The sequence below is a fragment of the Enterobacter sp. Ag1 genome, from assembly GCA_000277545.1.
GTDB lineage: Bacteria > Pseudomonadota > Gammaproteobacteria > Enterobacterales > Enterobacteriaceae > Cedecea.
Map to the genome: position 1 here is coordinate 1 of AKXM01000010.1, position 25,918 is coordinate 25,918.

Here is a 25,918-nt window from a genome sequence, read left to right on the forward strand (position 1 = left end):
GGTTAAGCTACCTACTTCTTTTGCAACCCACTCCCATGGTGTGACGGGCGGTGTGTACAAGGCCCGGGAACGTATTCACCGTAGCATTCTGATCTACGATTACTAGCGATTCCGACTTCATGGAGTCGAGTTGCAGACTCCAATCCGGACTACGACGCACTTTATGAGGTCCGCTTGCTCTCGCGAGGTCGCTTCTCTTTGTATGCGCCATTGTAGCACGTGTGTAGCCCTACTCGTAAGGGCCATGATGACTTGACGTCATCCCCACCTTCCTCCAGTTTATCACTGGCAGTCTCCTTTGAGTTCCCGGCCGAACCGCTGGCAACAAAGGATAAGGGTTGCGCTCGTTGCGGGACTTAACCCAACATTTCACAACACGAGCTGACGACAGCCATGCAGCACCTGTCTCAGAGTTCCCGAAGGCACCAATCCATCTCTGGAAAGTTCTCTGGATGTCAAGAGTAGGTAAGGTTCTTCGCGTTGCATCGAATTAAACCACATGCTCCACCGCTTGTGCGGGCCCCCGTCAATTCATTTGAGTTTTAACCTTGCGGCCGTACTCCCCAGGCGGTCGACTTAACGCGTTAGCTCCGGAAGCCACGCCTCAAGGGCACAACCTCCAAGTCGACATCGTTTACGGCGTGGACTACCAGGGTATCTAATCCTGTTTGCTCCCCACGCTTTCGCACCTGAGCGTCAGTCTTTGTCCAGGGGGCCGCCTTCGCCACCGGTATTCCTCCAGATCTCTACGCATTTCACCGCTACACCTGGAATTCTACCCCCCTCTACAAGACTCAAGCTTGCCAGTTTCGAATGCAGTTCCCAGGTTGAGCCCGGGGATTTCACATCCGACTTAACAAACCGCCTGCGTGCGCTTTACGCCCAGTAATTCCGATTAACGCTTGCACCCTCCGTATTACCGCGGCTGCTGGCACGGAGTTAGCCGGTGCTTCTTCTGCGAGTAACGTCAATCACCAAGGTTATTAACCTTAATGCCTTCCTCCTCGCTGAAAGTACTTTACAACCCGAAGGCCTTCTTCATACACGCGGCATGGCTGCATCAGGCTTGCGCCCATTGTGCAATATTCCCCACTGCTGCCTCCCGTAGGAGTCTGGACCGTGTCTCAGTTCCAGTGTGGCTGGTCATCCTCTCAGACCAGCTAGGGATCGTCGCCTAGGTGAGCCATTACCCCACCTACTAGCTAATCCCATCTGGGTTCATCTGATGGCAAGAGGCCCGAAGGTCCCCCTCTTTGGTCTTGCGACGTTATGCGGTATTAGCTACCGTTTCCAGTAGTTATCCCCCTCCATCAGGCAGATCCCCAGACATTACTCACCCGTCCGCCGCTCGTCACCCAGGAGCAAGCTCCCTGTGCTACCGCTCGACTTGCATGTGTTAGGCCTGCCGCCAGCGTTCAATCTGAGCCATGATCAAACTCTTCAATTTAAAAGTGTTTGATGCTCAAAGAATTAAAACTGTTTATAAAATCAGTAGTCACTCTTCAAGACTTGATATTTGTTTGCATCCGGAGATGCTGAGATATCAATCCTGCGAGTGCCCACACAGATTGTCTGATAAATTGTTAAAGAGCAGTGCTACTTTCTCAGTAGCGCGGGCTGTGCATATTACGCTTTCCCGCTGCGTAGTCAAGCATTTATTTTTCGCTTCACTCCGCCTGACGCGCCGCTTTGCAAGCCGTTGTTCCGTGTCAGTGGAGGCGCATTATAGGGAGTTCTTCGGCGGTGACAAGCGTTTATTTAAAAAAACTTTCTGACCGCATTCTTTTTCGCCAACCCGCTTATTTACAACGCTATTTGGTGCTTAACTGTGCAGTTTCACGGGCAAATCGGGCTACCTGCGGCCAATCGGTATAAACCACTTCTTTACTTGTATCCGTTTCACCGCCGGTCATTTTCATAATTAAGCGGATCATGAAGCGGTCCAGCCAGCCATAACGCGGGTAACGCAATGCACCGGCAAACACGGCACAATGATCGGGCTGCCAAACCGAGTTAAGCAAAAACTTGCGGGTATAAAGATTCGTCTGCGGTGAACGCTTCTCTGGTTTACGGGCAACAAGATTGACCGCGAAAAATGCACTCGCGCGCTCCTTCAGCTGCAGCTGATACTTTTTCACGAACGCCTCAACAGAGGCATGGAAATGTCCGTAGCGAATAGAAGCACCAATGATCACCCGGTCGTAATTAGCCCAGGCAAGTTCCTCGCAGCGATGGAGATTGACCACATCGCTCTCCACGCCCAGCTCTTTCAGTTCAGAAGAGATATAAGAAGCAATCTCACGAGTTTGACCATCTCGGGTCGAAAACAGAATTAAGGTTTTCACACAGGCTCCGGTTACTCGCGCCAGAAAGTAGGCGTGAACAGTACTAGCAGGGTAAATACTTCAAGGCGGCCAAACAGCATATTCACGATCAGGATCCATTTAGCCACGGGATTCATGCTGGCAAAGTTATCGGCAACGACGCCAAGGCCCGGGCCCAGGTTATTAAGCGTTGCAGCAACAGAGGCAAAAGCAGAGAAGTCATCGACGCCGGTCGCGATGATAGCCAGCATACTGACGATAAACACCAGCGCATAAGCAGAGAAGAATCCCCATACGGCTTCAAGAATTCGTTCCGGCAAGGCCCGGTTCCCAAGCTTGATGCTGTAAACGGCATTCGGGTGTACCAGGCGTTTCAGCTCGCGGTTACCTTGTTTAAACAGCAGCAGGATACGAATCACTTTCAGGCCACCGCCGGTAGACCCGGCGCAGCCGCCGATGAAGGCAGAGCAGAGCAGCAAAACCGGCAAGAATAGCGGCCAGCGAGCGATGCTGTCCGTGGTAAAGCCCGCGGTGGTCGCCATCGACACGACCTGGAAGAAAGCCTGGTTCAAAGTCTGCCAGGCTGACTGGTAGGTATTATGGAACCAAAGCACCAGAGTACAGACCAGAACCAGCGAGAGCTGTACACCGATAAACATCCGAAATTCCGGATCGCGCCAGTACACTTTGAGGCTACGCCCGCTCAGCAGGGAGAAGTGCAGACTGTAGTTACAGCCAGAGATCAGCAGGAAGATAGCAATAATGGTATTGATGGTTGGGCTATTGAAGTAACCCACGCTCGCATCATGTGTCGAGAAGCCACCAATCGCAATAGTAGAGAAGCTATGTCCGATAGCATCAAACGCCGGCATCCCCGCGAACCAAAGCGCCAGCGCGCAAGCAATCGTCAGCAGGACATAAATGAGCCACAGCGTCTTTGCCGTTTCGGCGATACGCGGGCGCATTTTATTATCTTTAAGCGGCCCCGGCATTTCTGCCCGATACAGCTGCAACCCACCGACGCCAAGAATAGGCAAGATGGCCACAGCCAGGACGATGATCCCCATCCCGCCGAACCATTGCAGCATTTGCCGATAGAAAAGAATCGCATGAGGTAAAGAGTCCAGCCCCACCAGCGTTGTCGCGCCGGTCGTTGTCAGGCCAGAAAAGGATTCAAAAAAGGCGTCTGTTACCGTCAGATTCGGCCGCTCGGCAAAGACAAACGGCAGCGCACCCACGCTGCCCAGCACAGTCCAGAACAGCACAACGATCAGGAAGCCTTCCTTCGGTTTGAGATCCCTTTTCTCACGGCGATTTGGCCACCACAGTAAAGAACCTATCGCCAACGCAACAAAAAAGGTTTGCGTAAAGGCGCGGCCGGCACCGTCTCGATAGATTAGAGCCACTAAGCCGGGGAGTATCATGGTTCCGGAAAAGAGGATAACCAACAGGCCAACGATTCGGGTAATGGCGCGAAAATGCATTTCAGCCGCTTCCTTAAATATCTATAAATAACGAGGTGGGATTATTGTTCAAACGGCAATAAATGCAACGCACCGCGGCTAAAGTCACTCAGCCTGGCGTTGAAGGCAGCCACCTGGGTTTGCGGCAACGCTACGCGCATAGCAACAATGGCCTGGAAGTCGCTTTCCACAATAAGACCATCGCTTTGCTTGAGTAGCGCTTCCACACCCGCCAGCTGCGAATAGTCGCAATGCAAAGTATATTCGGTTAACGGCACTTTGAGCACTGTAGAAAGCTGGTTTAACGCCAGCTGTACGCCGCCGCCATAGGCTTTCACCAGGCCACCAGTACCCAGCTTCACCCCACCGTAGTAGCGCACCACCACCGCAGTGATTTCACCAATACCTTTTCCCATCAGTTGGGCAAGCATAGGTTTCCCTGCGGTGCCTGCAGGCTCACCATCATCCGAGAAACCTAGCTGCTGCGAGTCATCCGGCGCGCCAGCAACCCACGCCCAGCAATGGTGACGAGCGTCCGGGTGTTCAGCCCGGATTTTCTCAACAAATGCTTTAGCCGCTATTACCCCATCCGTATGGGCGACAAAGGTAATAAAGCGGCTTTTCTTGATCTCCTCGCTGACCGTGACGGGCTCGGCAGGGATTGGCCAACTTTCCATTACGCGAGCTTCAGGTTACGCGTCATGTTTTCGATGCTGTTTTCATAGATAACGACGTTATCTTCAATGCGGATGCCGCCAAACGGCTTCAGCGCCTCAATACGCTTCCAGTCGAAGTGTTTGCTGTACTGCCCTTCACGCCACGGTGCCAGCAGCGATTCGATAAAGTACAAACCGGGCTCAATGGTCAGCACCATGCGAGGTTCCAGCACGCGGGTACAGCGCAGATAAGGATGCTGCGAAGGTGCAGCCAGATGCGTCCCGGTATCGTCCTGCATAAACCCGGCTACATCGTGAACCTGCAACCCAAGCGGATGCCCGATGCCGTGCGGCATGAACGGGGTAGTGATCCCGGCTTCCAGCATCGCCTCTTCACTGATGTCGTTCACCAGCTTGTGGCGACGCAGCAGCTTAGCCAGACGCTGATGGAACTGGATGTGGTAATCGGTATAGCGCACACCGGACTTCATAGTGTCGATCAGCGCCAGTTGCTCTTCGTTCACGTCTTTAATCAGATGAGCGAAATCGCTGTCGCTTTGGGTCGTCCAGGTCCGCGTCAGGTCGGCGGCATAGCCGTTATATTCAGCGCCAGCGTCCAGCAGGAAGCTCCGAATTTCGGCAGGGACGCGATGATCCAGCTTAGTGTAGTGCAGCACCGAAGCATGCTCATTGAGCGCCACGATATTGCCATACGGCACATCGGTATCGCGGTGTCCGGTCGCCGTCAGGTAAGCGATGTTAATATCGAATTCGCTCATGCCGGACAGGAACGCTTCGTGCGCAGCGCGATGGCCGACGACTGCCGTTTTCTGTGCTTCGCGCATGCAGGACAGCTCGTAGTCCGTTTTATAAGCGCGATAATAATGCAGATAGTCGATAACCCCTTTCGGGTTGATGTTGGCTGGCGTGATATCCAACTGTAATGCACGCTCTGGCACCGGGCCAATGTAGCCAATATTGCTGCGTGCGGCAGGCAGTTGGCTGCCGATACCGTCGGCTTTTGGCAGCGCAATCACTTCAATATCGTCGGTCCAGAAGGATTCCGGCAGCGGCTCCACGTTGTGCCAGTAATCCACCGGCAGATAGAACCACAGCTTCGGCTTATTCACGCCATCCACCAGCAGCCAGCAGTTAGGTACCTGGGTCACCGGCACCCAGGCTTTGAACTGCGGGTTTACTTTAAACGGATAGGCATGATCATCGAGGAAGACATTGAACAGCTCCCCGGAGTGAATAAGTAATGCATCAAGGTTAAAACGCGCCAGAACGTTGCGGGTACGCTCCTGTAGCGTTACCACATGATCTTTATACAGCGCGGCCAGTGATTCCATAATTTATCCTTCTGTTTTTGTCTCTGTTCGCATCGCATCTTAGCATACCGGACAAACCGCCGAGTTATTTCCGCCGCCTGTGATCGAGTTTGCAAATATTTAAAGAGAAATTTGCATTTCATTAACATCAATTCCACACTCCGCTTGATCTGGTACGACCAGATCCCATTGCTGGATTCAGGAGACTGACATGCTCTACCAAGGTGAAACCCTACATCTCGACTGGCTGGAAGACGGCATCGCCGAACTGGTTTTTGATGCCCCCGGCTCCGTCAACAAGCTGGATACAGCGACCGTCGCCAGCCTCGGCGAAGCGCTGGCCGTACTTGAAAAACAGCCTAACCTCAAAGGCCTGCTGCTGAGTTCCAGCAAATCCGCCTTCATCGTTGGCGCCGACATTACCGAATTCCTGTCGCTGTTCCTGGTCCCTGCCGAACAGCTGACCCACTGGCTGCAATTTGCCAACAGCGTGTTTAACCGCCTGGAGGACTTGCCCGTCCCAACCATCGCCGCGGTGAATGGTTACGCGTTGGGCGGCGGATGCGAATGTGTACTGGCAACCGATTACCGTCTGGCAACGCCGGATACCCGTATTGGCCTGCCGGAAACTAAGCTAGGCATTATGCCGGGCTTTGGCGGTTCCGTTCGTCTGCCGCGTTTATTGGGTGCCGATAGCGCGCTTGAAATTATCACCGCGGGCAAAGACGTTGGCGCAGCAGAAGCGCAAAAACTTGGCCTGGTTGATGGTGTGGTAAAAACCGAAAAACTGCGTGACGGCGCACTGGCAGTCCTCCGCCAGGCGATCAAAGGCGAGCTTGACTGGCAGGCAAAACGCGCCCCGAAACTTGAGCCGTTACGTTTAAGCAAAATCGAAGCCGGTATGAGCTTCACCATTGCTAAAGGCATGGTGGCGCAGATCGCCGGGAAGCATTACCCAGCGCCAATGACTGCGGTAAAAACCATTGAAGCTGCCGCCGGTCTTGGCCGCGATGAAGCCCTGAAGCTGGAAACCCAAAGCTTTGTGCCACTGGCTCGCTCCAATGAAGCCCGCGCGCTGGTCGGCATCTTCCTGAACGATCAGTTTGTCAAAGGCAAAGCGAAAAAACTCACCAAAGATATCGAAACGCCTAAACACGCGGCCGTACTCGGCGCGGGTATTATGGGCGGCGGCATTGCTTATCAGTCCGCCTGGAAAGGCGTGCCGGTCCTAATGAAAGACATTAACGAGAAGTCGCTGGCGCTGGGCATTAATGAAGCCAGCAAGCTGCTGAACAAACAGCTTGAGCGCGGCAAAATTGACGGCATGAAGCTGGCACAGGTGATTTCAACCATTCAGCCAACGCTGGAATACGCAGGGTTCGATCGTGTAGACGTTGTCGTTGAAGCCGTAGTTGAAAATCCGAAAGTGAAAAAAGCGGTGCTGGCAGAAACCGAAGATAAGGTTCGCCCTGATGCCGTGCTGGCTTCCAACACCTCAACCATCCCGATTAGCGAACTGGCAAGCGGGCTGAAACGCCCGGAAAACTTCTGTGGGATGCACTTCTTCAACCCGGTGCATCGCATGCCGCTGGTTGAAGTCATTCGCGGAGAAAAAACCTCAGACGCCACCCTCGCCAGAGTGGTGGCATGGGCAAGCAAAATGGGTAAAACCCCTATCGTGGTCAATGACTGCCCGGGCTTCTTCGTCAACCGCGTGCTGTTCCCCTACTTTGCAGGCTTTAGCCAGTTGCTGCGCGACGGCGCGGATTTCCGCCAGATAGACAAAGTGATGGAAAAACAGTTCGGCTGGCCGATGGGCCCGGCTTACCTGCTGGACGTGGTCGGAATTGATACCGCCCATCACGCACAGGCGGTCATGGCCGCAGGCTTCCCGCAGCGTATGAACAAAGATTACCGCGACGCAATCGACGTTCTGTTTGATGCCGGACGCTACGGCCAAAAAACCCAGCAGGGCTTCTATCGTTTTAAAGAAGACAGCAAAGGCAAACCGCGCAAAGACCAGGACGAAGCTGTTGATGGCCTGCTGGCAGACGTGAGCCAGCCTAAGCGCAGCTTCAGCGACGAAGAAATTATCGCCCGCATGATGATCCCAATGGTCAACGAAGTGGTTCGCTGCCTCGAAGAAGGCGTGATTGCCAGCCCGGCAGAAGCCGATATGGCGCTGGTTTACGGCCTCGGTTTCCCTCCGTTCCACGGCGGCGCGTTCCGCTGGCTGGACACCCTGGGCAGCGCGAAGTATTTCGACATGGCGCAGCAGTACCAAAACCTCGGCCCGCTGTACGTCGTGCCTGAAGGCCTTCAGGCCAAAGCATCACGCAACGAGCCGTACTATCCCCCGGTCGAGCCAGCCCGCCCGACCAGTGACCTGAAAAGCGCCTGAGGAGTGAACATGGAAAAGGTTGTTATTGTTGATGCCATCCGTACGCCGATGGGCCGCTCGAAAGGCGGCGCGTTCCGCAACGTTCGCGCTGAGGATCTGTCGGCGCATCTGATGCGCAGTATCCTGTCCCGTAACCCGGCACTCGAAGCCGCAGCACTGGACGATATCTACTGGGGCTGCGTCCAGCAGACGCTTGAGCAGGGTTTCAATATTGCCCGCAATGCATCGCTTCTGGCGGAAATTCCTCATTCAGTGCCAGCCACCACGGTGAACCGCCTGTGCGGTTCCTCCATGCAGGCGCTGCACGATGCAGCACGCATGATTCAAACCGGCGACGCGCATGCTTGCCTGATCGGCGGCGTGGAACACATGGGCCACGTACCGATGACCCACGGGATTGATTTCCACCCTGGCCTCAGCCGCAACGTGGCAAAAGCTGCGGGCATGATGGGCCTGACGGCTGAAATGCTTTCCCGCTTACACGGCATCAGCCGTGAAATGCAGGATCAGTTTGCCGCGCGTTCCCATCAGCGCGCCTGGGCTGCCACAGAAGCCGGGCACTTCAAAGCGGAAATTATGCCGACCAGCGGTCACGATGCCGACGGCGTTCTGAAGCGTTACGACTACGATGAAGTGATTCGCCCGGAAACCACGGTTGAAGGGCTGGCGGCGCTGAAACCTGCTTTTGATCCGGTCAATGGCACCGTCACCGCAGGCACATCTTCGGCGCTGTCCGATGGGGCATCCGCGATGCTGCTGATGAGCGAAACTCGCGCCAAAGAGCTGGGCCTGAAAATTCGCGCACGCGTTCGCTCGATGGCCGTCGTCGGCTGCGACCCGTCCATTATGGGTTACGGCCCGGTGCCTGCATCCCGACTAGCGCTGAAAAAAGCGGGCCTGACCGCTCAGGATATAGACCTGTTTGAGATGAACGAAGCGTTTGCCGCCCAGATCCTGCCGTGCATTAAAGATCTGGGGCTGATGGATAAGATCGACGAAAAGATCAACCTGAACGGTGGCGCGATCGCGCTTGGCCACCCGTTGGGCTGCTCCGGCTCGCGTATCAGCACCACGCTTATCAACCTGATGGAGCGTCGCGACGCGCAGTTTGGCCTGGCTACCATGTGTATTGGCCTGGGTCAGGGCATCGCGACCGTATTTGAACGCGTTTAATAAAAAACGAAACTGAGTTTAGTTGCCGTGTTTCCCGCCTGTCAGGGGCGGGTTTTTTATATCTGAAAGATAAAAAAAACCACCGACGATGCGGTGGCTTATTCTGACGACGAACGGCCTTAAATAAAGGAGAAAGCGTCGCCGAACATATGTTCAACCAGCGCCCCGCGCTCGTTGCAGAACAGTTCACGGGCAATTTTCGCCATTTCGAAACGACCTGCGATATAGATATCGTGCCCGCTCAGTGAAGCGTGATCCTGCATAACGGCGGTGAGTACAGTCCCGCTCCGGCCACGCCAGCCTTCTTCCGGCTGCTCAACCACGGCTTCAACACGCAGATTAGGATGCTGCAGGGTCAGCCCTTCCAGCTCGGCCAGGTCGTAAAGATGCTTCTCTTCACGGCCGCCCCAATAGATTGCAATTTCACGCTCTGGGTTACGCGCCAGCGCCGTCAGCAGAATAGAACGAACGTAAGAGAACCCCGTGCCGCCGGCAATCAGGATAAGAGGACGGTCTTCATCTTCGCGCAGCCACGCATCACCGTGTGGCATATCAACCACAATTTCCTGCCCTTTCAGAATACGGTCCATTACCGCCATGGCATAGAGGTTGAGCTCAGAGGCACCAATATGTAACTCAATGAACTCACGCTCGCTCGGCGTGGAAGCCATAGAGAACGGGCGCTTATCCCGCTCATCCATCACCACCATCAAATACTGCCCGGCCTGGAATGAGAAATCGCCTTCCGGCAGCAATCGAACGCGATATACCGTGTCGGTTATCGCTTCTACCGAGGTCACTTTACAGCTTAAGGTTGTCATGCGTCCCCTCTGTCGGGTCAATAATGCTAAACCGTAAAGGTCGCCACTCAGGCGCCTTTGTCGTTATCAAAAATAGCCAGTTCATCCCAGATTGCATCAATACGCGCGCATACCTCAACATCTTTCTTGATTGGGCGCCCCCATTCACGCTGGGTTTCGCCCGGCCATTTATTGGTGGCGTCCAGTCCCATTTTAGAGCCTAGCCCGGAAACCGGGGAGGCAAAATCCAGATAGTCTATCGGCGTGTTATCCACCAGCACCGTATCACGGGACGGATCCATACGCGTAGTGATCGCCCAGATGACATCGTTCCAGTCGCGTGCATTGACGTCGTCATCACACACAATAACAAACTTGGTGTACATGAACTGACGCAGGAACGACCAAACCCCCATCATGACTCGCTTGGCATGTCCGGCATACTGTTTTTTAATCGTCACTACCGCGAGTCGGTATGAACACCCTTCCGGCGGGAGATAGAAATCAATAATCTCCGGAAATTGCTTTTGCAGGATGGGTACCAGCACTTCATTAAGCGCCACACCCAGCACCGCAGGCTCATCCGGCGGGCGGCCAGTGTAGGTGGAATGGTAAATCGCATCCTGCCGCTGGGTGACGTGGGTTACGGTGAATACCGGGAAGCTATCCACTTCGTTGTAGTACCCCGTATGGTCGCCATACGGGCCTTCCGGTGCCATTTCACCAGGCTCAATGTAACCTTCCAGCACAATTTCTGCACCTGCAGGAACTTCAAGATCGTTGGAGATACATTTCACGACCTCGGTTTTGGTCCCGCGCAGCAGCCCGGCAAAAGCATATTCGGAAAGCGTATCCGGCACCGGCGTCACCGCCCCAAGAATGGTTGCGGGATCTGCGCCAAGCGCGACGGAGACAGGGAAGCGCTCACCCGGGTGAGCCTCACACCATTCCTGGAAGTCCAGCGCACCGCCGCGATGAGACAACCAGCGCATAATCAGCTTGTTTTTGCCGATCAGCTGCTGGCGGTAAATCCCCAGATTCTGGCGCTCTTTATGCGGACCACGGGTGACCGTTAACCCCCAGGTAATCAGCGGGGCGACGTCTTCCGGCCAGCAGCGCATGATCGGAATGCGATTAAGATCGACCTCATCCCCTTCCCAAACCTGCTCCTGGCAAGGTGCATTACGCAGACGTTTAGTCGGCATATTCAGAACTTGTTTGAACTGCGGCAGCTTATCAAACAGGTCGCGGAAGCCTTTTGGCGGCTCCGGTTCTTTAAGGAAAGCCAGCAGTTTCCCGACTTCACGCAGGGCAGTAACGTCCTCCTGCCCCATGCCCATCGCTACGCGTTTCGGCGTTCCAAACAGGTTACATAGCACCGGCATGGTGTAGCCTTTCGGGTTTTCAAACAGCAAAGCCGGGCCACCGGCTCGCAGCGTGCGGTCGGCAATTTCGGTCATTTCCAGATTCGGATCGACAGGCAATGCGATACGTTTGAGTTCGCCCTGCTGCTCAAGCAGCGCAAGAAATTCGCGTAGGTCGTGGTATTTCATGCAATTTATCGTGACGTCGGATTTGGCCGTCATTATACGGACTTCACCGCCACCATGCTGTATTTTTGTTAAATTAGCGTGAAACTGGCCGCCTGCTGGCCGCCCCCGGACAGGTTATACTGAAGCTGTGTATCTCTGCGAAGGACGTTTTGTTATTCTGACGCGCTGAAGCGGGCGAAAAGAGAAATTATGCAATCCTGGTATCTTCTTTACTGTAAACGTGGTCAATTACTGCGCGCCAAAGAGCATCTTGAGCGCCAGGAAGTTAATTGTCTTACACCAATGATCACGCTGGAAAAAATGGTGCGTGGTAAAAGAGCTGCGGTCAGCGAGCCTCTGTTCCCTAATTACCTGTTTGTCGAGTTCGATCCAGAATCCATCCATACCACCACGGTGAATTCCACCCGTGGCGTCAGCCATTTTGTTCGCTTCGGCGCGCAGCCGGCAACGGTTCCGGAAACAGTGATTCATGAACTGATGCACTATCAAATAGAGAATATCCTCGACCCAGAAACGCCGTATCCCGGCGATAGCGTGGTGATTACCGAAGGGGCCTTCAAGGGATTAGAAGCCATCTTCGCTGAACCAGACGGTGAAGCTCGCTCAATGTTGCTGCTGAATTTACTGAATAAGCAGGTGCAGCAAAGCATCAGGAATACCGACTTCCGCAAGGTTTAATGCAAAGAGGCCAGCAAATGCTGGCCTCTTTCTTCCTGAATCGCAACTAGCGCTGCATCTGCTCATCGTGCAGCCATTGGGCAACACGTTTTGAGAAATACGTCAGCACGCCATCCGCGCCAGCACGCTTAAAGCACATCAAAGATTCCATAATGGCCGGTTTTTCGGCCAGCCAGCCGTTCTGAATCGCAGCCATATGCATGGCATATTCACCGGATACCTGGTAGGCAAATGTTGGCACCCCAAAGGTGTCTTTCACGCGGCGCACAACGTCGAGATAAGGCATCCCAGGTTTCACCATCACCATGTCGGCCCCTTCCTGCAGATCTTGCGCCACTTCCTGCAAAGCTTCGTCGCTGTTAGCCGGATCCATCTGGTAAGTCTTCTTATTGCCGCCCTTCAGGTTACCGGAAGAGCCAATGGCATCCCGGAACGGGCCGTAGTAGCAGGAAGCATATTTTGCGGCATAAGACATGATCTGGGTATTCACGAAGCCATCAGCTTCTAACCGGTCCCGGATAGCGCCAATACGTCCATCCATCATATCGCTAGGCGCGACAATTTCGGCCCCGGCTTCAGCATGGGAAAGGGCCTGACGAACCAGAATCTCGCGAGTGACGTCGTTGATCACATAGCCATCAGCGTCAATGACACCGTCCTGCCCGTGAGTGGTGTAAGGGTCCAGGGCAACGTCAGTCAGCAACCCAAGCTCAGGCACAGCATCTTTCAGCGCACGCACAGCGCGCTGTACCAGGCCATTTGGGTTATAGGCTTCTTCCGCATGCAGCGATTTCCCGTCGCTTTCAATGACCGGGAACAAAGAGAGCACAGGGACGCCCAGCTTCGCGACCGCCTCTGCTTCTTTCAGCAGTTGATCGATAGTCATACGATAAACCCCCGGCATAGACGGCACTTCCTGCTGCTGGTTGTGGCCTTCCATGACAAACACAGGGTAAATAAGGTCGTTTACCGTCAGCTGGTTTTCAGCCACAAGACGACGGCTGAAGTCATGACGACGTACGCGGCGCATACGACGCCCGGGAAACGTACCGGGAAATGCATAGCTCATTTAACTTTCTCCTGATTAAAACCCAGTCGGAATAACCGACGAGCATTGTCATCTGTTACCTGCGCAAGCCAGGCCGGGTCTTCACCGCGCCATTCGGCGACCTTATTCAGGATATGGGGCAGATAACAGGGTTCGTTGCGGCGGGATGCAGGTTTTGGTTGTAGATCCCGGGGCAACAAATAGGGCGCATCGGTTTCCAGCAGCAGTTGCTGAGCGGGGATAACCGGAAGTAACTCTCTTAATGCCAGGCCGCGGCGCTCGTCGCTAACCCAGCCGGTAATGCCGATAAACAGTCCGCGAAGCAGGCAATCGCGGGCTTCCTCTTCAGTTCCGGTAAAGCAGTGCAGCACCACGCCGGGCAGTTGATCCAACCAGGGGTCAAGTAGCGCAAGAAAACGTTCATGTGCATCCCGGCAGTGTAAAAATACCGGCATCATCAGCTCCGCGGCCAGCGCCAACTGCGCGGTGAAAGCGCGTTCCTGCTCTGCAGGAGTAGAAAAGTTACGGTTAAAATCCAGACCGCATTCGCCGATAGCGACGACCTGCGGGGCCGCCGCTAAACGGCGGATGGCACCCGCAGTTTCGTCATTCCACTGGCTGGCATCATGGGGATGCACTCCGGCGGTGGACCAGCAGTTTTCATGCTGCTGCGCCAGGCGTAACGCTTGTTCACTTTCATGGAGGTTGGTACCGGTCAACATCATGCCACTCAGGCCAGCCTGCCATGCGCGAGCGACCACATCCTCGTGATCTTTTGCGAATTGAGAACTGGTTAAATTCACGCCAATATCAAACATCTCTCCCTCCAAACGACAACCGCCCCTGAGGGCGGTTATTTCATTACTGCTCTTTTTCCGAGCGCGTCTCTTCAGATTCAGGCTCATCATCTTCATCGCCATTACGCCCTTTTCCGACGTAGAAGCGGGAGAAGAAGACACCAACCTCAAACAGGCAGTACATTGGCACCGCCAGAAGGGTTTGCGAGAAAACATCCGGCGGCGTTAACAGCATGCCGACAACAAAAGCCCCAACCAGAATATAAGGGCGCTTCTGTTTCAATGATTCCGGTGTTGTCACCCCCATCCAGCACAGCAGGATAATGGCGACGGGCACCTCAAACGCTACGCCAAAGGCCATGAACAGCGACATCACAAAGTCGAGATATTTCGTGATGTCCGTCGAGACGACCACCCCTATTGGCGCAGTTTTTGTCAGGAAACCAAAGGCAAGCGGGAAGACCACAAAATACGCAAAGGCAATGCCGATATAAAAAAGCAGCGTGCTGGAGAACAGCAGCGGCATCACCAGCTTACGCTCATGCTTGTACAATGCAGGGGCAACAAAAGCCCAGATCTGGTACAGAATGACCGGCGCGGCCAGGAACACCGAAACGTAAATGGTTAATTTTATCGGGGTAAAGAACGGTGACGCGACATCGGTCGCAATCATCGTTGAGCCCAACGGCATATGTTTTATCAGCGGGGCGGAAACCACCTGATAGATGTCATTGGCGAAATAGACCAGCGCCAGGAAAATCACCAGCACGGCGATCATGCTGTTCAGCAGACGCTTACGCAGCTCGATCAGATGGCTAATGAGCGGTTGGGTATCTTCAACAGCCATAGTTACGATTTTTCACCTGGAAGTTGCGTTGGAGTGACAACGGGTGCAGCCTCGGGCAAAGGCTTCACCTGAGGCTCGACAGCAGATTCGACGACGTTTTCGACCGCCAAGGGTGCCGGTGTCACCGTCTCTGAAGGTACGGCATCAGGCGCAGCCGCCTGATGTGCCGCATTGGCTGGCGTGGCACCGTCATGACTTAGCTGTTCATCCTTAACCAACGGGTTATGGATGGTATTCGCTTCGTCGCTGTTCTTTTCAGGATCGTGCTGGGTATAGGAACGCTTCATCGACTCAGCGGCCTGGCGCAGTTCGTCCATTGACGCCTTCAGTTCAGGCGTCAAATTATCCATACTGGCTTTCTCGACCTTTTTCAGGCTGTCCTGCAGTTCCTGCAGCTTCAGTTCCTGAGCGAGTTCGTTCTGCACCGTGGTAGCCAGAGAACGCAGTGCGCGCACCCAGCCAACAACTGTTTTTACCGCCACCGGCAAGCGCTGCGGACCCAGAACAATCAGGCCAATCACAAACACCAGTAGCAGTTCGCCAAAACCAATGTCGAACACGGTTTATACCTGCTCTTTATCGTTGCTTTTCGCTTCGTCTTTTTTCACGTCGCTCGGTTTTTCAGAGAGGGATTTCGCTGTGAAATCAGCATCCTTCTCACCATTTTCTTTCTCTTTGCCGTCGTCGTCGCTCATGGCTTTCTTAAAGCCCTTAATAGACGCGCCAAGATCTGAACCTAAAGAGCCCAGCTTCTTGGTGCCAAACAATAAAACAACGATAACAACAATGATTAGCAATTGTGGCCAACTGATGCCCATACCTACTCCTGAATAAAGATGTTAAGGCAATGAGAACCGCTATTATACGGCAATCACCCGTTAATTCCGATTAAAGTTCAGGCAGAGCGCCGCCAGCCAATCAGCCAGACAACGATTCCCCCCGCCATCAACCAGGCAGGCATAAAGTCCCACTCAGGTTTGTTGATCAGCAGCAGCGTCCCGCTCAATATAAGCGTGGCACCGATGCCGAACAGGTAACGCGACTGTCCCTGCCGCACGTGATGAAGTTGCAGGTCGCGCTGAATTTTATCAACGCTAAGCTGTAATTGCTTGCCCTGGCGCAAACTGTTGTACACCAGTTCCGGCAATTCCGGCATTTTTTCCACCCAAAAAGGCGCTTTTTCTTTGAAAGCACGTACCAGAGCAGGAATACCAACCTGATCTTTGATCCAGCTTTCCAGGAAAGGTTTTGCCGTTTTCCACAGATCCAGCTGCGGATAAAGCTGCCTACCGACGCCTTCGACGTATAAAAGGGTCTTCTGCAGTAAAACTAACTGCGGCTGAACTTCCATGTTGAAACGACGCGCGGTATTGAACAGGTTCAGCAGCACATGGCCAAAGGAGATCTCCGCCAGCGGCTTCTCAAAAATAGGTTCACACACGGTGCGAATCGCAAACTCGAACTCTTCGACATTCGTATCTGCCGGCACCCAGCCAGAGTCCACATGCAGCTCGGCTACCTTGCGGTAATCCCGGTTGAAGAAGGCAATAAAGTTTTCTGCCAGATAGCGCTTATCGTCTTTGTTCAGCGAGCCCACGATACCGCAGTCGATACCAATGTATTGCGGATCTTCCGGGTGGTCGTAGCTCACGAAAATGTTGCCCGGATGCATGTCCGCATGGAAGAAGCTGTCGCGGAAGACCTGCGTAAAGAAGACCTGCACGCCACGTTCGGCAAGCAGCTTCATGTTGGTGCCCTGAGCTTCGAGCGCAACGGTGTCAGAGACCGGAACCCCGTAAATCCGCTCCATCACCATCATGTTCTCGGTGCAGTAGTCCGAATAAACCTCTGGCACATACAGCATCGGGCTATTTTCGAAGTTACGCCGCAGTTGGATGGCGTTCGCCGCTTCACGCAGCAGGTTTAACTCATCGATCAGCGTTTTTTCGTATTCACGCACCACTTCCAGCGGGCGGAGACGACGGCCATCCGGCAGCAAACGCGGCACCCAACGGGCGAGACGATAGATAAGCTTCATATCGGCTTTGATCACCGGCAGGATATCAGGCCGAATGACCTTAATCACGACCTCTTTGCCGCTCTCTTTCAGGCGTGCGGTATGCACCTGAGCAATGGAGGCAGAGGCCAGAGGCTTGATGTCAAAATCGTCGAACCAACTTTCAACGGGAATGCCGCCCATCGCCAGTTCAATCTGTTTCTTCGCCAACGCACCGTCAAAAGGCGCAACTCTGTCCTGCAACATAGCCAGTTGGTCAGCAATGATCGGTGGGAACAGATCGCGACGGGTAGAAAGCATCTGACCAAACTTGATCCAAACGGGACCGAGCTCCTGCAGCGCAAGGCGTAGACGTTCTCCCAAAGGCTTATCACGGTGACGATTCGGCATCCAGAACAGGCAACGCCGCCACAAACGTAACGGCAGCGTAATGCGCATTTTGGGAATCAGTTCATCAAGGCCATAGCTCAGAAAGGTACGGACAATGAAATAAAGGCGGCGAATTTCTCCTGGCGTCATTTGCCCTCCAGCTTATCCAGCCGTTTGCTGAGTGCGTCCGCCGAGCGTGCCAGCGCTTCGGTTTCCTCTGCAAACCAGGCCACTTCAAGTGAGCCAGGCGCAACGCGCCACTCTTCGGTGAGCGCTTCTCCCAGATACTGCTGATTGCGGCTCAATCCTTTTTTCAGCAGCTTTCCGCCATGACGCGCAAACTTACTGATACCTTCAGAGGCAATATCGCCTATATACGGAGCCAGCAGTTCCGCAGGATCAAACTCCGCGAGATCCATCAGCGATGCCAGATTTTGTACAACCTGAATGTCACCTGCCACCTCAAGTTCACCGCTGCGAATCAGAGCGGTAAGTTGCTGGCGATCGCGCAGTTTCGGCAGCACGCCGATATGGGTTGTGACGCTACAATCCGCCTCACCTTCCCACTGGCTCAGTACGTCCAGCTGTTGTTCACTGAACACCAGCACCAGCGGCGCTGAAAATTCTTTCAGGCTAACGCGCAATGTCTTGCCCTGCAGGCGTTGACGCGCGGATTTCAGGCTACGATCGCGCCAGAGGAAGGTGTTCAGCACACCTTCGATTCCGGCAGTCATCAGCGACATAAATGGCATCGCGGCTCCCTGTTAGAATTTATAGCCACGGTGCAGGGCGACAATCCCACCGGTCATATTGTAATAGGTGGTGTTTTCAAACCCAGCTTCTTCCATCATGCCTTTCAGCGTTTCCTGATCCGGGTGCATGCGAATGGATTCTGCCAGGTAGCGATAGCTTTCGCCGTCCTGAGCGACCATTTCACCGATGCGCGGCAGAATGTGGAACGAATACGCGTCGTAGGCTTTGTTCAGCGGCTCGAAAGCTGGTTTGGAGAACTCAAGCACCAGCAGGCGGCCACCGGGTTTGAGAACGCGGAACATAGAGCGCAATGCAGCGTCTTTATCCGTGACGTTACGCAGGCCAAAGGAGATGGTGATGCAGTCAAAGGTGTTGTCCGGGAATGGCAGCGCTTCGGCGTTAGCCTGCACGTATCTGACGTTCCCCACAATGCCGATATTGCGTAGCTTTTCACGCCCCATTTTCAGCATCGAATCGTTAATATCGGCCAATACGACTTCACCGGTCTCACCAACCAGGCGAGAAAATTTCGCCGTCAGATCGCCCGTACCGCCCGCAAGATCCAGCACGCGCTGGCCACGACGTACGCCACTGCAGTCTATCGTGTAGCGTTTCCACAACCTGTGGATACCAAAAGACATCAGGTCGTTCATTACGTCGTATTTCGCCGCAACAGAGTGGAACACGTTCGCCACCATATCGACCTTTTGCTCTTTAGCTACGGTACGGAAGCCAAAGTGCGTTGTTTCCTGGGATCCGGACTCCTGGGATTCATCAACCATCTCAATGCCTGCTTAATAAAGAAAATGTTCGGGAAGTGTAACAGAATGGGCGTGAAAGCCCTATGATTCAACCGTGCTACTCAGCCTCAGTTTAACGCTCTTCACCCGTGCGCGATGAAGACAAAGTATCGAATTCAGCCTCAGGTTCTTCGCCCGCATGGCCCAGTCGAGCCGAATCATCCTCATCTTCCTGACGAGCGCGCTCGACCAGATCTGGATTCATCTCACGTTTGACTTCTACGCCAAGTCCGCGAAACGCATCCGCCTGAACCAGGATATTCCCACGGCCGGATGAAAGTTTTTTCATCGCCTGCCGGTAGTTATCCTGCGCCTTATCGAGACTTTGCCCAATCGCAGACATATCATCCACGAACAGGCGCATTTTATCGTACAGACGCCCCGCCCTGTCGGCGATTTGCTGGGCGTTACGGCTTTGATGTTCATAGCGCCACAGATTGGCAATAGTGCGCAGCGCCACCAGCAGCGTCGTCGGGCTCACCAGCATAATGTTATTTTTCAGCGCTTCGCTAATCAGTTCAGGCTGCCTGTCGATAGCCAGCAGGAAAGCGGGCTCAACGGGAATAAACATCAACACATAGTCCAGCGAACGTAGCCCCGGTAGCTGTTGGTAATCTTTGCGCCCCAGCAGGCGAATATGGCTGCGGATAGCGGTGATGTGCTCATTCAGCGCACTTTCACGCGTGAGTTCATCTTCACCATTGAAGTAACGCTCATAGGCCACCAGCGTCATTTTTGCATCAATAACAACGTCTTTGCCCTGAGGCAGGCGGACGATAACATCCGGCTGCATACGACTGTTGTTTTCAAGCTGGATGTTCACCTGAGTCTGGTATTCATGCCCTTCACGCAGGCCAGAAGCTTCCAATACCCGAGTTAACACCACTTCCCCCCAGTTACCCTGAGTTTTGTTGTCGCCCTTCAGTGCTTTGGTGAGATTGAGCGCCTCTTGCGCCATTTGTGCATTGAGCTGCTGCAGGTTACGGATTTCGTGCGTCAACGTATGCCGTTCGCGTGCTTCCTGGCCAAAACTCTCCTGGACCTGGCGTCGGAAGCCATCGAGCTGTTCTCGAAGTGGGGAAAGCAACACGTTAAGGCTTTGGCGGTTCTGCTCTTCAACCTTACGCCCGCTTTGCTCAAAAATACGGTGGGCAAGATTCTCAAACTGCTCGTTCAGGCGCTGCTCGCTGTTAAGCATTTGGCGATGCTTGTCTTCAGCATTGAGTCGGGTTTGCTCGAGCAACGTGGTCAGCTCACGAATATCTGCTTCCTGCCCGCTGTTAATTTCCATTTGAGCACGGACCTCACGGTTAAGCTGGTCGCACTCATCTCGCCAGTGCTGGTTTTGCTGAAGCTCCTGCCGCGCGGCTGTAAGCTCACCGTAGATTTCACGCTGTTCTTCATGCAAAGCCGCCAACCGCTGTGCCGCACGCAGACTGGCGACAAGCCAGCCGGTCAGCAAGCCCACCAACCCGATGCCCAGCCCAAACAACAGTGAAATATCCATGCTTCCCCCAAAACGATACCAACATCGGCAAAATAAAATTCTGCTGTATAAATGTCCAGATGAAAAGGGATTTCCCGGAAGGGAGCGCGCAAAGCATAAAAAAAGCCGGCGAGCGCCGGCCTTATGATCGGAAAAGCAAAACTACAGCAGGCGACGCGCCGCCTCGACCACGATTTTCACCGCGTGACTTTCCGTTTTCTTCATGGTTTCCGCGTTAGGGATCTCTTGCTGAGTACGGTTCACGATGACCCCGGCAACCATACCCGCACGCAGACCCTGGCTGGAGCACATGGTCAGCAGCGTGGCGGATTCCATTTCATAGTTCATCACGCCCATTTCCTGCCACTCTTTCATTGAGCCTTTGAAGCGGCTAACTACGCGGCCGGAGAGCGTGTCGTAACGCTCCTGACCAGGGTAGAAGGTGTCGGAGGATGCCGTCACGCCGATGTGCGTCGTTGCGCCCACGGCTTTTGCCGCTTCAACCAGCGCGGTAGTACATGCGAAGTCTGCCACAGCCGGGTATTCCATTGGCGCGAAGTGCAGGCTGGCACCATCCAGGCGAACAGATGCGGTGGTCACGAGCACATCGCCGACGTTGATGTTCGGCTGAATCGCCCCGGTAGTCCCGACGCGCAGGAAAGTGCGAATGCCAAGCTGTGCCAGTTCTTCAACGGCAATAGAGGTAGATGGGCCGCCGATACCGGTAGAACAGATGATAACCGGCTTGCCGTCGAGTTCAGCACGCCAGGAAGTGAATTCACGGTGGGAAGCCAGCTTAACCGGCTTGTCCATCAGCGCGGCGATTTTTTCCACACGCTCAGGATCGCCAGGGACGATGGCAAGCGTAGCCCCTTGCAGGTCATTTTTAGTGAGGCCGAGATGGAAAACATCAGACTTGGACATAACAGACTCCTCTGTTGAGTAGGTTTCAGGAGAAGCAAAGCGACACTTTACAGAACCCCTGAGCATAATTTCGTGATGACGCTCACTTTGAATGAAACAAATTACATTATTTGTATATTCATATGCGATCAGCATCACAATTAAGCATCAATCGGGCTATTTTTTGACCTTTGACGGCGTTTTTTGCCCACCAGATTTGCTACTAATCCTGGCTATAGTTATCACACTGCGCTAATGCTGGTTCGGAGAAAACCATGAAACAAAAGCAAACAACACATAACACACCGGGCGAAGGTTTCGCACCGGCGGCATCCCCCATCGCCCCCACCGCTTTGCTAACGCCGGACGACACTATTCTTTCTGGGGAAACGTCAATTCCAAGCCAGGGCGACAATATGCCGGCTTACCACGCCAGGCCCAAAAATGCCGATGGCCCGCTGCCGGTTGTGATTGTCATTCAGGAGATTTTTGGCGTACACGAACATATCCGCGATCTCTGCCGTCGACTGGCGCTTGAAGGCTATCTGGCCATCGCCCCGGAGCTTTATTTTCGCCAGGGAGAACCGGGAGATTTTGCCGATATCCCCACGTTGTTAAGCGGCCTGGTCTCAAAAGTGCCGGATAACCAGGTGCTGGGCGACCTTGATCATGTGGCCAGTTGGGCGTCACGCAACGGCGGCGATGCGCATCGCCTGATGGTCACCGGTTTTTGCTGGGGCGGGCGAATTGCCTGGCTTTATGCGGCGCACAATCCACAGCTGAAAGCGGCCGTCGCCTGGTACGGCAAGCTGACGGGTGAGAAAACGTTGAACTCTCATCACCACCCGGTAGATATCGCCGTCAATCTTAATGCGCCAGTGCTAGGTCTTTATGGTGGTAAGGATACCGGGATTTCTCAGGAAAGCGTTGAGACCATGCGCCAGGCACTAAGAGCGGCCAATGCCAGGGCGGAAATTATTGTCTACCCGGAAGCCGGACACGCTTTTAACGCTGACTACCGCCCGAGCTACCATGAAGCGTCGGCCAAAGATGGCTGGGAAAGGATGCTGGCGTGGTTTAAACGGTACGGAGTAAGGAAGTAAAGCCGGTCGGTTACCCCGGACTGCATAACATAACGGGCCGTCCGTCACGGACCGTTATATCCCTGACATCTAAAAATCGTATTCGTTAATCACATCTAGAATACTTTTTTCATTATGGTAGCGAGTTCTCAAAGCACCCTGCTGCGATTTTGCTTTACCACAGATAACATTAACCTGTTTTTCAATATCCTTTTGCTGCTCTTTTGGCAAGTTCGAATCCCATTCACCAGATAAATGCTGGCAGTCATCTGCATTTATTAGAAACTCAGTAACGTCTTTTGGATATTTATCCGCAGCCTGAGCGCAGGAAACCAAAAAGAATAGCGCACAGAAAATTAGGCTTTTATTCATTTTATCGACCATCCGTTGACCAATGAGGTTTATCGTTAGCACCGCCGTGATACTTTATCACATCAAAGCTTTTCCCTACTTCATGTAATTGAGTATTCATGCCATCACGGGGCATTGTTTTGATAATAACAGTCTCACCTTTATTATCTTTAATTTCCAGGTTACCCATCCACGACAGCGTCATATCAATAGCATTGCCTTCCGTATGTCGGCTCCTTAACGCCGGAGCAACGTTGAGATTGGACATGCCATAAGCCCGGACCATCGATTTTGCCGCATTAATGCTTTTATTTCTGTCAGCCTTTCCGTTCGCACCATTATGCACCCATTCAATTTCCACACCCGATTTTTCAGGAATATTGGCAGGTTCAACCATGCCTCGTGCCAGCTTCCAGGACCAGTGCATTAAATATGCCCTTTCCGGCGGACGTAACGTCGCCGAAATAGTTACCCTGACGCCAGCATCTTCAAGGCTTTTTAGAAAATTATTTACATTTGCCCGGAATATTGAACTCAGGGTTTGCGTGTCACTACTTCCCTGGAATCGACTAACCCAGCTTTCACCGCTTAGCTGCTTCATAAGTATCCTTTTATTTCACAAAAAAAGACAAACTGCGCAGTAAGCTTCTCAAGAAAAAATTCAGCGTGACAAGGTGAATGTTGGATAAATACGACTTTCAGAAAAGAGTAAGGGCATTATTCCTGGCATTAGCATGCATTAGTGAACAGGGAGATGAGGGCGTGATTTTAACTGTGTGAAAAACGGAGGCTCTCACCTCCGTTTTAGTATTAAGCCTCGCGCAGGTTGTGTGCCGCTTGCACCATGTTTGCCAGCGCCGCACGGGTTTCTGGCCAGCCACGGGTTTTCAGGCCGCAGTCCGGGTTAACCCACAGGCGCTCTGCCGGAACAGATTCCGCTGCTTTCTTGAGCAGAGCTTCAATCCATTGCACATCCGGAACGTTTGGAGAGTGGATGTCGTACACGCCCGGCCCGATTTCATTCGGGTATTCGAACTCTTTAAACGCCTCCAGCAGATCCATATCGGAACGGGAAGTTTCGATGGTGATCACGTCCGCATCCAGCGCCGCAATGGAGTCCATGATGTCGTTGAACTCGCAGTAGCACATGTGGGTATGGATTTGGGTGTCATCTCGCACCACGGCGGCGTTCAGACGGAAGGCCTCCACGCCCCACTCCAGATAAGCCTGCCAGTCGGACTGGCGCAGCGGCAAACCTTCACGCAGGGCGGGTTCATCAATCTGGATGATACCGATACCTGCGGCTTCCAGATCCGCTACTTCGTCACGCAGGGCCAGCGCAATCTGCTTCGCGATAGTCTCCCGGGAAACATCTTCACGCGGGAAGGACCAGCAAAGAATCGTCACCGGACCGGTCAGCATGCCTTTAACCGGTTTGTCGGTCAGGGACTGCGCGTATTTGGCCCACTCAACGGTGATCGGCTCCGGACGGCTGATATCACCGATAACAATCGGAGGTTTCACGCAGCGGGAACCGTAGCTCTGCACCCAGCCGTTCTGAGTAAAGACGAAGCCATCCAGATGTTCGCCGAAATACTCAACCATGTCGTTACGCTCAGCTTCGCCATGCACCAACACGTCAAGGCCCAGACGTTCCTGCTCAACAATCGCCTGCTTAATGTGTTCGGCGATACCGGTGCGATAGTTGCTCGCGTCCAGCTTGCCTTTTTTGAAGTCCAGGCGCAGGCCGCGAATTTCAGTTGTCTGCGGGAAGGAGCCAATGGTCGTTGTTGGCCAGGCCGGCAGGTTGAAGCGTTCACGCTGGGCTGCTGCACGGGCAGTGTAAGCATTCTGGCGCTGGCTGTCCTGGGCGGTAATTTTAGCCAGACGCTCGCTGACAGCGGCATTGTGTACACGTTTGGACTGACGACGAGCCTGAATCGGGGCGCTCCATTCAGCAATTTTGGCGGTATTCCCACTGTTTAATGCTTCAGTCAGTAAGGACAGCTCAGCACACTTCTGCAGGGCAAAAGCAAACCAGCTTTTAACTTCGGCATCCAGGCGAGTTTCTACGCTCAGGTCAATTGGGCTGTGCAGCAGGGAGCAGGAAGATGCCACCCACAGCTCACGTTTACCCACCAGGTCTTTTAACTGAGCATATTTCTCCGTCAGATCGGCACGCCAGACGTTACGGCCGTTGATAACACCCGCCGACAGCAACCAGTTTGCAGGCAGTTTCTTATGGATGTCATTCACGTCATCTTTGCCATGCACAAAATCAACGTGCAGACCCTGCACCGGCAGCGCGGTGATGGTGTTCAGGTTTGGCCCCACGCCTTCGAAGTAGGTGGTAAGCAGCAGCTTCACCCGGCCGGTCAGCGCGTCGTAAGCCGGTTTGAAGGCATCCAGCCATGCTTTTGGCAGCTCCAGCACCAGCGCAGGCTCATCGATTTGTACCCACTCAACGCCACGCTTCGCCAATTCGGCCAGCACCTGCTGGTAGACCGGCAAAATATCTTTCAACAGGCTCAGGCGATCAAACTGTTCGCCTTTCACTTTGCCCAGCCACAGGTAAGTCACTGGCCCAAGCAGGACAGGTTTCACCTTATGGCCCAGCGCAAGCGCCTCGTCGACTTCTTCCAGCAGCTGAGTCCAGGTCAGTTTGAACTGCTGCCCCTTAGTAAATTCCGGCACCATGTAGTGGTAGTTGGTATTGAACCATTTGGTCATTTCTGCGGCAGCAGCAGGCTCGCCGGTTGGTGCCCGGCCACGGCCGATGCGAAACAGCGTATCGATATCGACGCTGCCGTCTTTGTTCTGATGACGAGCCGGTACGTTACCGAGCAGCAGGCTGGTGGTCAGAACATGGTCGTACCATGCGAAATCGCCCACCGGCAGTAATTCGACGCCGGCTCGTTTTTGTTGGTCCCAGTGGCGGGCACGCAGTTCGCGGCCAACCGCCAGTAATTCTTCGCGGGAGGTATTCCCTGCCCAGTAGCTTTCTTGTGCTTTTTTCAACTCGCGCTTAAGGCCGACGCGAGGGAACCCCAGGGTGTGATTATGGATTGTCATGGTCTTTCCTCTAT

At 53.8% G+C, this 25,918-nt stretch carries 23 protein-coding genes and 1 rRNA gene; 4 read left to right on the top strand and 20 right to left on the bottom strand.

Features of this window, described 5'->3' with window-relative positions:
• The 5 genes from A936_RS05460 to pepQ form a co-directional block, all read right to left on the bottom strand.
• A 16S ribosomal RNA gene (locus A936_RS05460) occupies positions 1–1,447 on the bottom strand; the annotation flags it as partial.
• Between the two features lie 364 nt (positions 1,448–1,811).
• Entirely contained in the window at positions 1,812–2,345 is a 534-nt protein-coding gene (gene hemG, locus A936_RS05465; RefSeq protein WP_008455436.1) for a menaquinone-dependent protoporphyrinogen IX dehydrogenase, read from the bottom strand.
• An 11-nt stretch (positions 2,346–2,356) separates the two neighbouring features.
• On the bottom strand, positions 2,357–3,808 hold the full coding sequence (trkH, locus tag A936_RS05470; RefSeq protein ID WP_008455438.1) for a Trk system potassium transporter TrkH: 1,452 nt from the start codon (positions 3,806–3,808) through the stop codon (positions 2,357–2,359).
• 41 nt (positions 3,809–3,849) lie between these two features.
• On the bottom strand, positions 3,850–4,464 hold the full coding sequence (locus A936_RS05475) for an IMPACT family protein (RefSeq protein ID WP_008455441.1): 615 nt from the start codon (positions 4,462–4,464) through the stop codon (positions 3,850–3,852).
• Positions 4,464–5,795: a Xaa-Pro dipeptidase gene (pepQ, locus tag A936_RS05480; RefSeq protein WP_008455443.1), complete on the bottom strand. Its 1,332-nt coding sequence runs from the start codon at positions 5,793–5,795 to the stop codon at positions 4,464–4,466. The genes A936_RS05475 and pepQ overlap by 1 nt, the downstream gene beginning before the upstream one ends.
• A 190-nt stretch (positions 5,796–5,985) precedes the next feature.
• On the opposite strand from pepQ, the gene fadB reads away from it, so the two are divergent.
• Both fadB and fadA read left to right on the top strand, forming a co-directional pair.
• The gene (fadB, locus tag A936_RS05485) at positions 5,986–8,175 is read left to right on the top strand and encodes a fatty acid oxidation complex subunit alpha FadB (protein ID WP_008455445.1); all 2,190 of its coding nucleotides are present in this window, start codon (positions 5,986–5,988) and stop codon (positions 8,173–8,175) included.
• A gap of 9 nt (positions 8,176–8,184) precedes the next feature.
• Entirely contained in the window at positions 8,185–9,348 is a 1,164-nt protein-coding gene (gene fadA / locus A936_RS05490) for an acetyl-CoA C-acyltransferase FadA (RefSeq protein WP_008455446.1), read from the top strand.
• A 119-nt stretch (positions 9,349–9,467) separates the two neighbouring features.
• Here fadA and fre read toward each other — a convergent pair whose 3' ends face one another.
• Both fre and ubiD read right to left on the bottom strand, forming a co-directional pair.
• The gene (gene fre / locus A936_RS05495; protein WP_008455448.1) at positions 9,468–10,169 is read right to left on the bottom strand and encodes an NAD(P)H-flavin reductase; all 702 of its coding nucleotides are present in this window, start codon (positions 10,167–10,169) and stop codon (positions 9,468–9,470) included.
• Between the two features lie 47 nt (positions 10,170–10,216).
• A complete protein-coding gene (gene ubiD / locus A936_RS05500) occupies positions 10,217–11,710 on the bottom strand; it encodes a 4-hydroxy-3-polyprenylbenzoate decarboxylase (protein WP_085938888.1) in 1,494 nt (497 codons plus the stop codon).
• 180 nt (positions 11,711–11,890) lie between these two features.
• Here ubiD and rfaH point away from each other — a divergent pair, with 180 nt between their 5' ends.
• Positions 11,891–12,379 carry a transcription/translation regulatory transformer protein RfaH gene (gene rfaH, locus A936_RS05505; RefSeq protein WP_008455452.1) on the top strand — a complete coding sequence of 163 codons (489 nt, stop codon included), beginning with the start codon at positions 11,891–11,893 and terminating at the stop codon, positions 12,377–12,379.
• A 46-nt stretch (positions 12,380–12,425) separates the two neighbouring features.
• On the opposite strand, the gene hemB is transcribed toward rfaH, so the two are convergent.
• From hemB to udp, 10 genes are all read right to left on the bottom strand, one after another.
• Positions 12,426–13,448, bottom strand: coding sequence for a porphobilinogen synthase (gene hemB, locus A936_RS05510; RefSeq protein WP_008455454.1), 1,023 nt, complete (start codon positions 13,446–13,448; stop codon positions 12,426–12,428).
• Positions 13,445–14,245 (bottom strand): 3'-5' ssDNA/RNA exonuclease TatD, encoded by an 801-nt coding sequence (tatD, locus tag A936_RS05515; RefSeq protein ID WP_008455455.1) that lies wholly within the window; start codon positions 14,243–14,245, stop codon positions 13,445–13,447. Before tatD ends, hemB begins: the two co-directional genes overlap by 4 nt.
• Before the next feature lie 43 nt (positions 14,246–14,288).
• Positions 14,289–15,071 (bottom strand): Sec-independent protein translocase subunit TatC, encoded by a 783-nt coding sequence (gene tatC, locus A936_RS05520; RefSeq protein ID WP_008455457.1) that lies wholly within the window; start codon positions 15,069–15,071, stop codon positions 14,289–14,291.
• Positions 15,072–15,073: 2 nt separating this feature from the next.
• Positions 15,074–15,631, bottom strand: coding sequence for a Sec-independent protein translocase protein TatB (tatB, locus tag A936_RS05525; protein ID WP_008455460.1), 558 nt, complete (start codon positions 15,629–15,631; stop codon positions 15,074–15,076).
• Between the two features lie 3 nt (positions 15,632–15,634).
• Positions 15,635–15,889, bottom strand: a complete 255-nt coding sequence (gene tatA / locus A936_RS05530) for a twin-arginine translocase TatA/TatE family subunit (protein WP_008455463.1) — start codon at positions 15,887–15,889, stop codon at positions 15,635–15,637.
• Positions 15,890–15,966: 77 nt separating this feature from the next.
• The gene (ubiB, locus tag A936_RS05535; protein ID WP_008455465.1) at positions 15,967–17,607 is read right to left on the bottom strand and encodes a ubiquinone biosynthesis regulatory protein kinase UbiB; all 1,641 of its coding nucleotides are present in this window, start codon (positions 17,605–17,607) and stop codon (positions 15,967–15,969) included.
• The gene (ubiJ, locus tag A936_RS05540; RefSeq protein ID WP_008455467.1) at positions 17,604–18,209 is read right to left on the bottom strand and encodes a ubiquinone biosynthesis protein UbiJ; all 606 of its coding nucleotides are present in this window, start codon (positions 18,207–18,209) and stop codon (positions 17,604–17,606) included. The genes ubiB and ubiJ overlap by 4 nt, the downstream gene beginning before the upstream one ends.
• Before the next feature lie 12 nt (positions 18,210–18,221).
• Positions 18,222–18,992, bottom strand: a complete 771-nt coding sequence (gene ubiE / locus A936_RS05545) for a bifunctional demethylmenaquinone methyltransferase/2-methoxy-6-polyprenyl-1,4-benzoquinol methylase UbiE (protein ID WP_008455469.1) — start codon at positions 18,990–18,992, stop codon at positions 18,222–18,224.
• Positions 18,993–19,083: 91 nt separating this feature from the next.
• Positions 19,084–20,517 (bottom strand): DNA recombination protein RmuC, encoded by a 1,434-nt coding sequence (gene rmuC / locus A936_RS05550; protein ID WP_008455472.1) that lies wholly within the window; start codon positions 20,515–20,517, stop codon positions 19,084–19,086.
• A 141-nt stretch (positions 20,518–20,658) separates the two neighbouring features.
• A complete protein-coding gene (udp, locus tag A936_RS05555) occupies positions 20,659–21,420 on the bottom strand; it encodes a uridine phosphorylase (RefSeq protein WP_008455474.1) in 762 nt (253 codons plus the stop codon).
• Between the two features lie 254 nt (positions 21,421–21,674).
• Between udp and A936_RS05560 the strand changes: the two genes are divergently transcribed.
• The gene (locus tag A936_RS05560) at positions 21,675–22,502 is read left to right on the top strand and encodes a dienelactone hydrolase family protein (RefSeq protein WP_008455475.1); all 828 of its coding nucleotides are present in this window, start codon (positions 21,675–21,677) and stop codon (positions 22,500–22,502) included.
• A gap of 69 nt (positions 22,503–22,571) precedes the next feature.
• On the opposite strand, the gene A936_RS05565 is transcribed toward A936_RS05560, so the two are convergent.
• The 3 genes from A936_RS05565 to metE form a co-directional block, all read right to left on the bottom strand.
• On the bottom strand, positions 22,572–22,853 hold the full coding sequence (locus A936_RS05565) for a hypothetical protein (protein WP_157141381.1): 282 nt from the start codon (positions 22,851–22,853) through the stop codon (positions 22,572–22,574).
• A gap of 1 nt (position 22,854) precedes the next feature.
• A complete protein-coding gene (locus A936_RS05570; RefSeq protein WP_034807956.1) occupies positions 22,855–23,433 on the bottom strand; it encodes a hypothetical protein in 579 nt (192 codons plus the stop codon).
• A gap of 209 nt (positions 23,434–23,642) precedes the next feature.
• Positions 23,643–25,904 carry a 5-methyltetrahydropteroyltriglutamate--homocysteine S-methyltransferase gene (gene metE / locus A936_RS05575; RefSeq protein ID WP_008455483.1) on the bottom strand — a complete coding sequence of 754 codons (2,262 nt, stop codon included), beginning with the start codon at positions 25,902–25,904 and terminating at the stop codon, positions 23,643–23,645.
• Positions 25,905–25,918 lie beyond the last annotated feature (14 nt).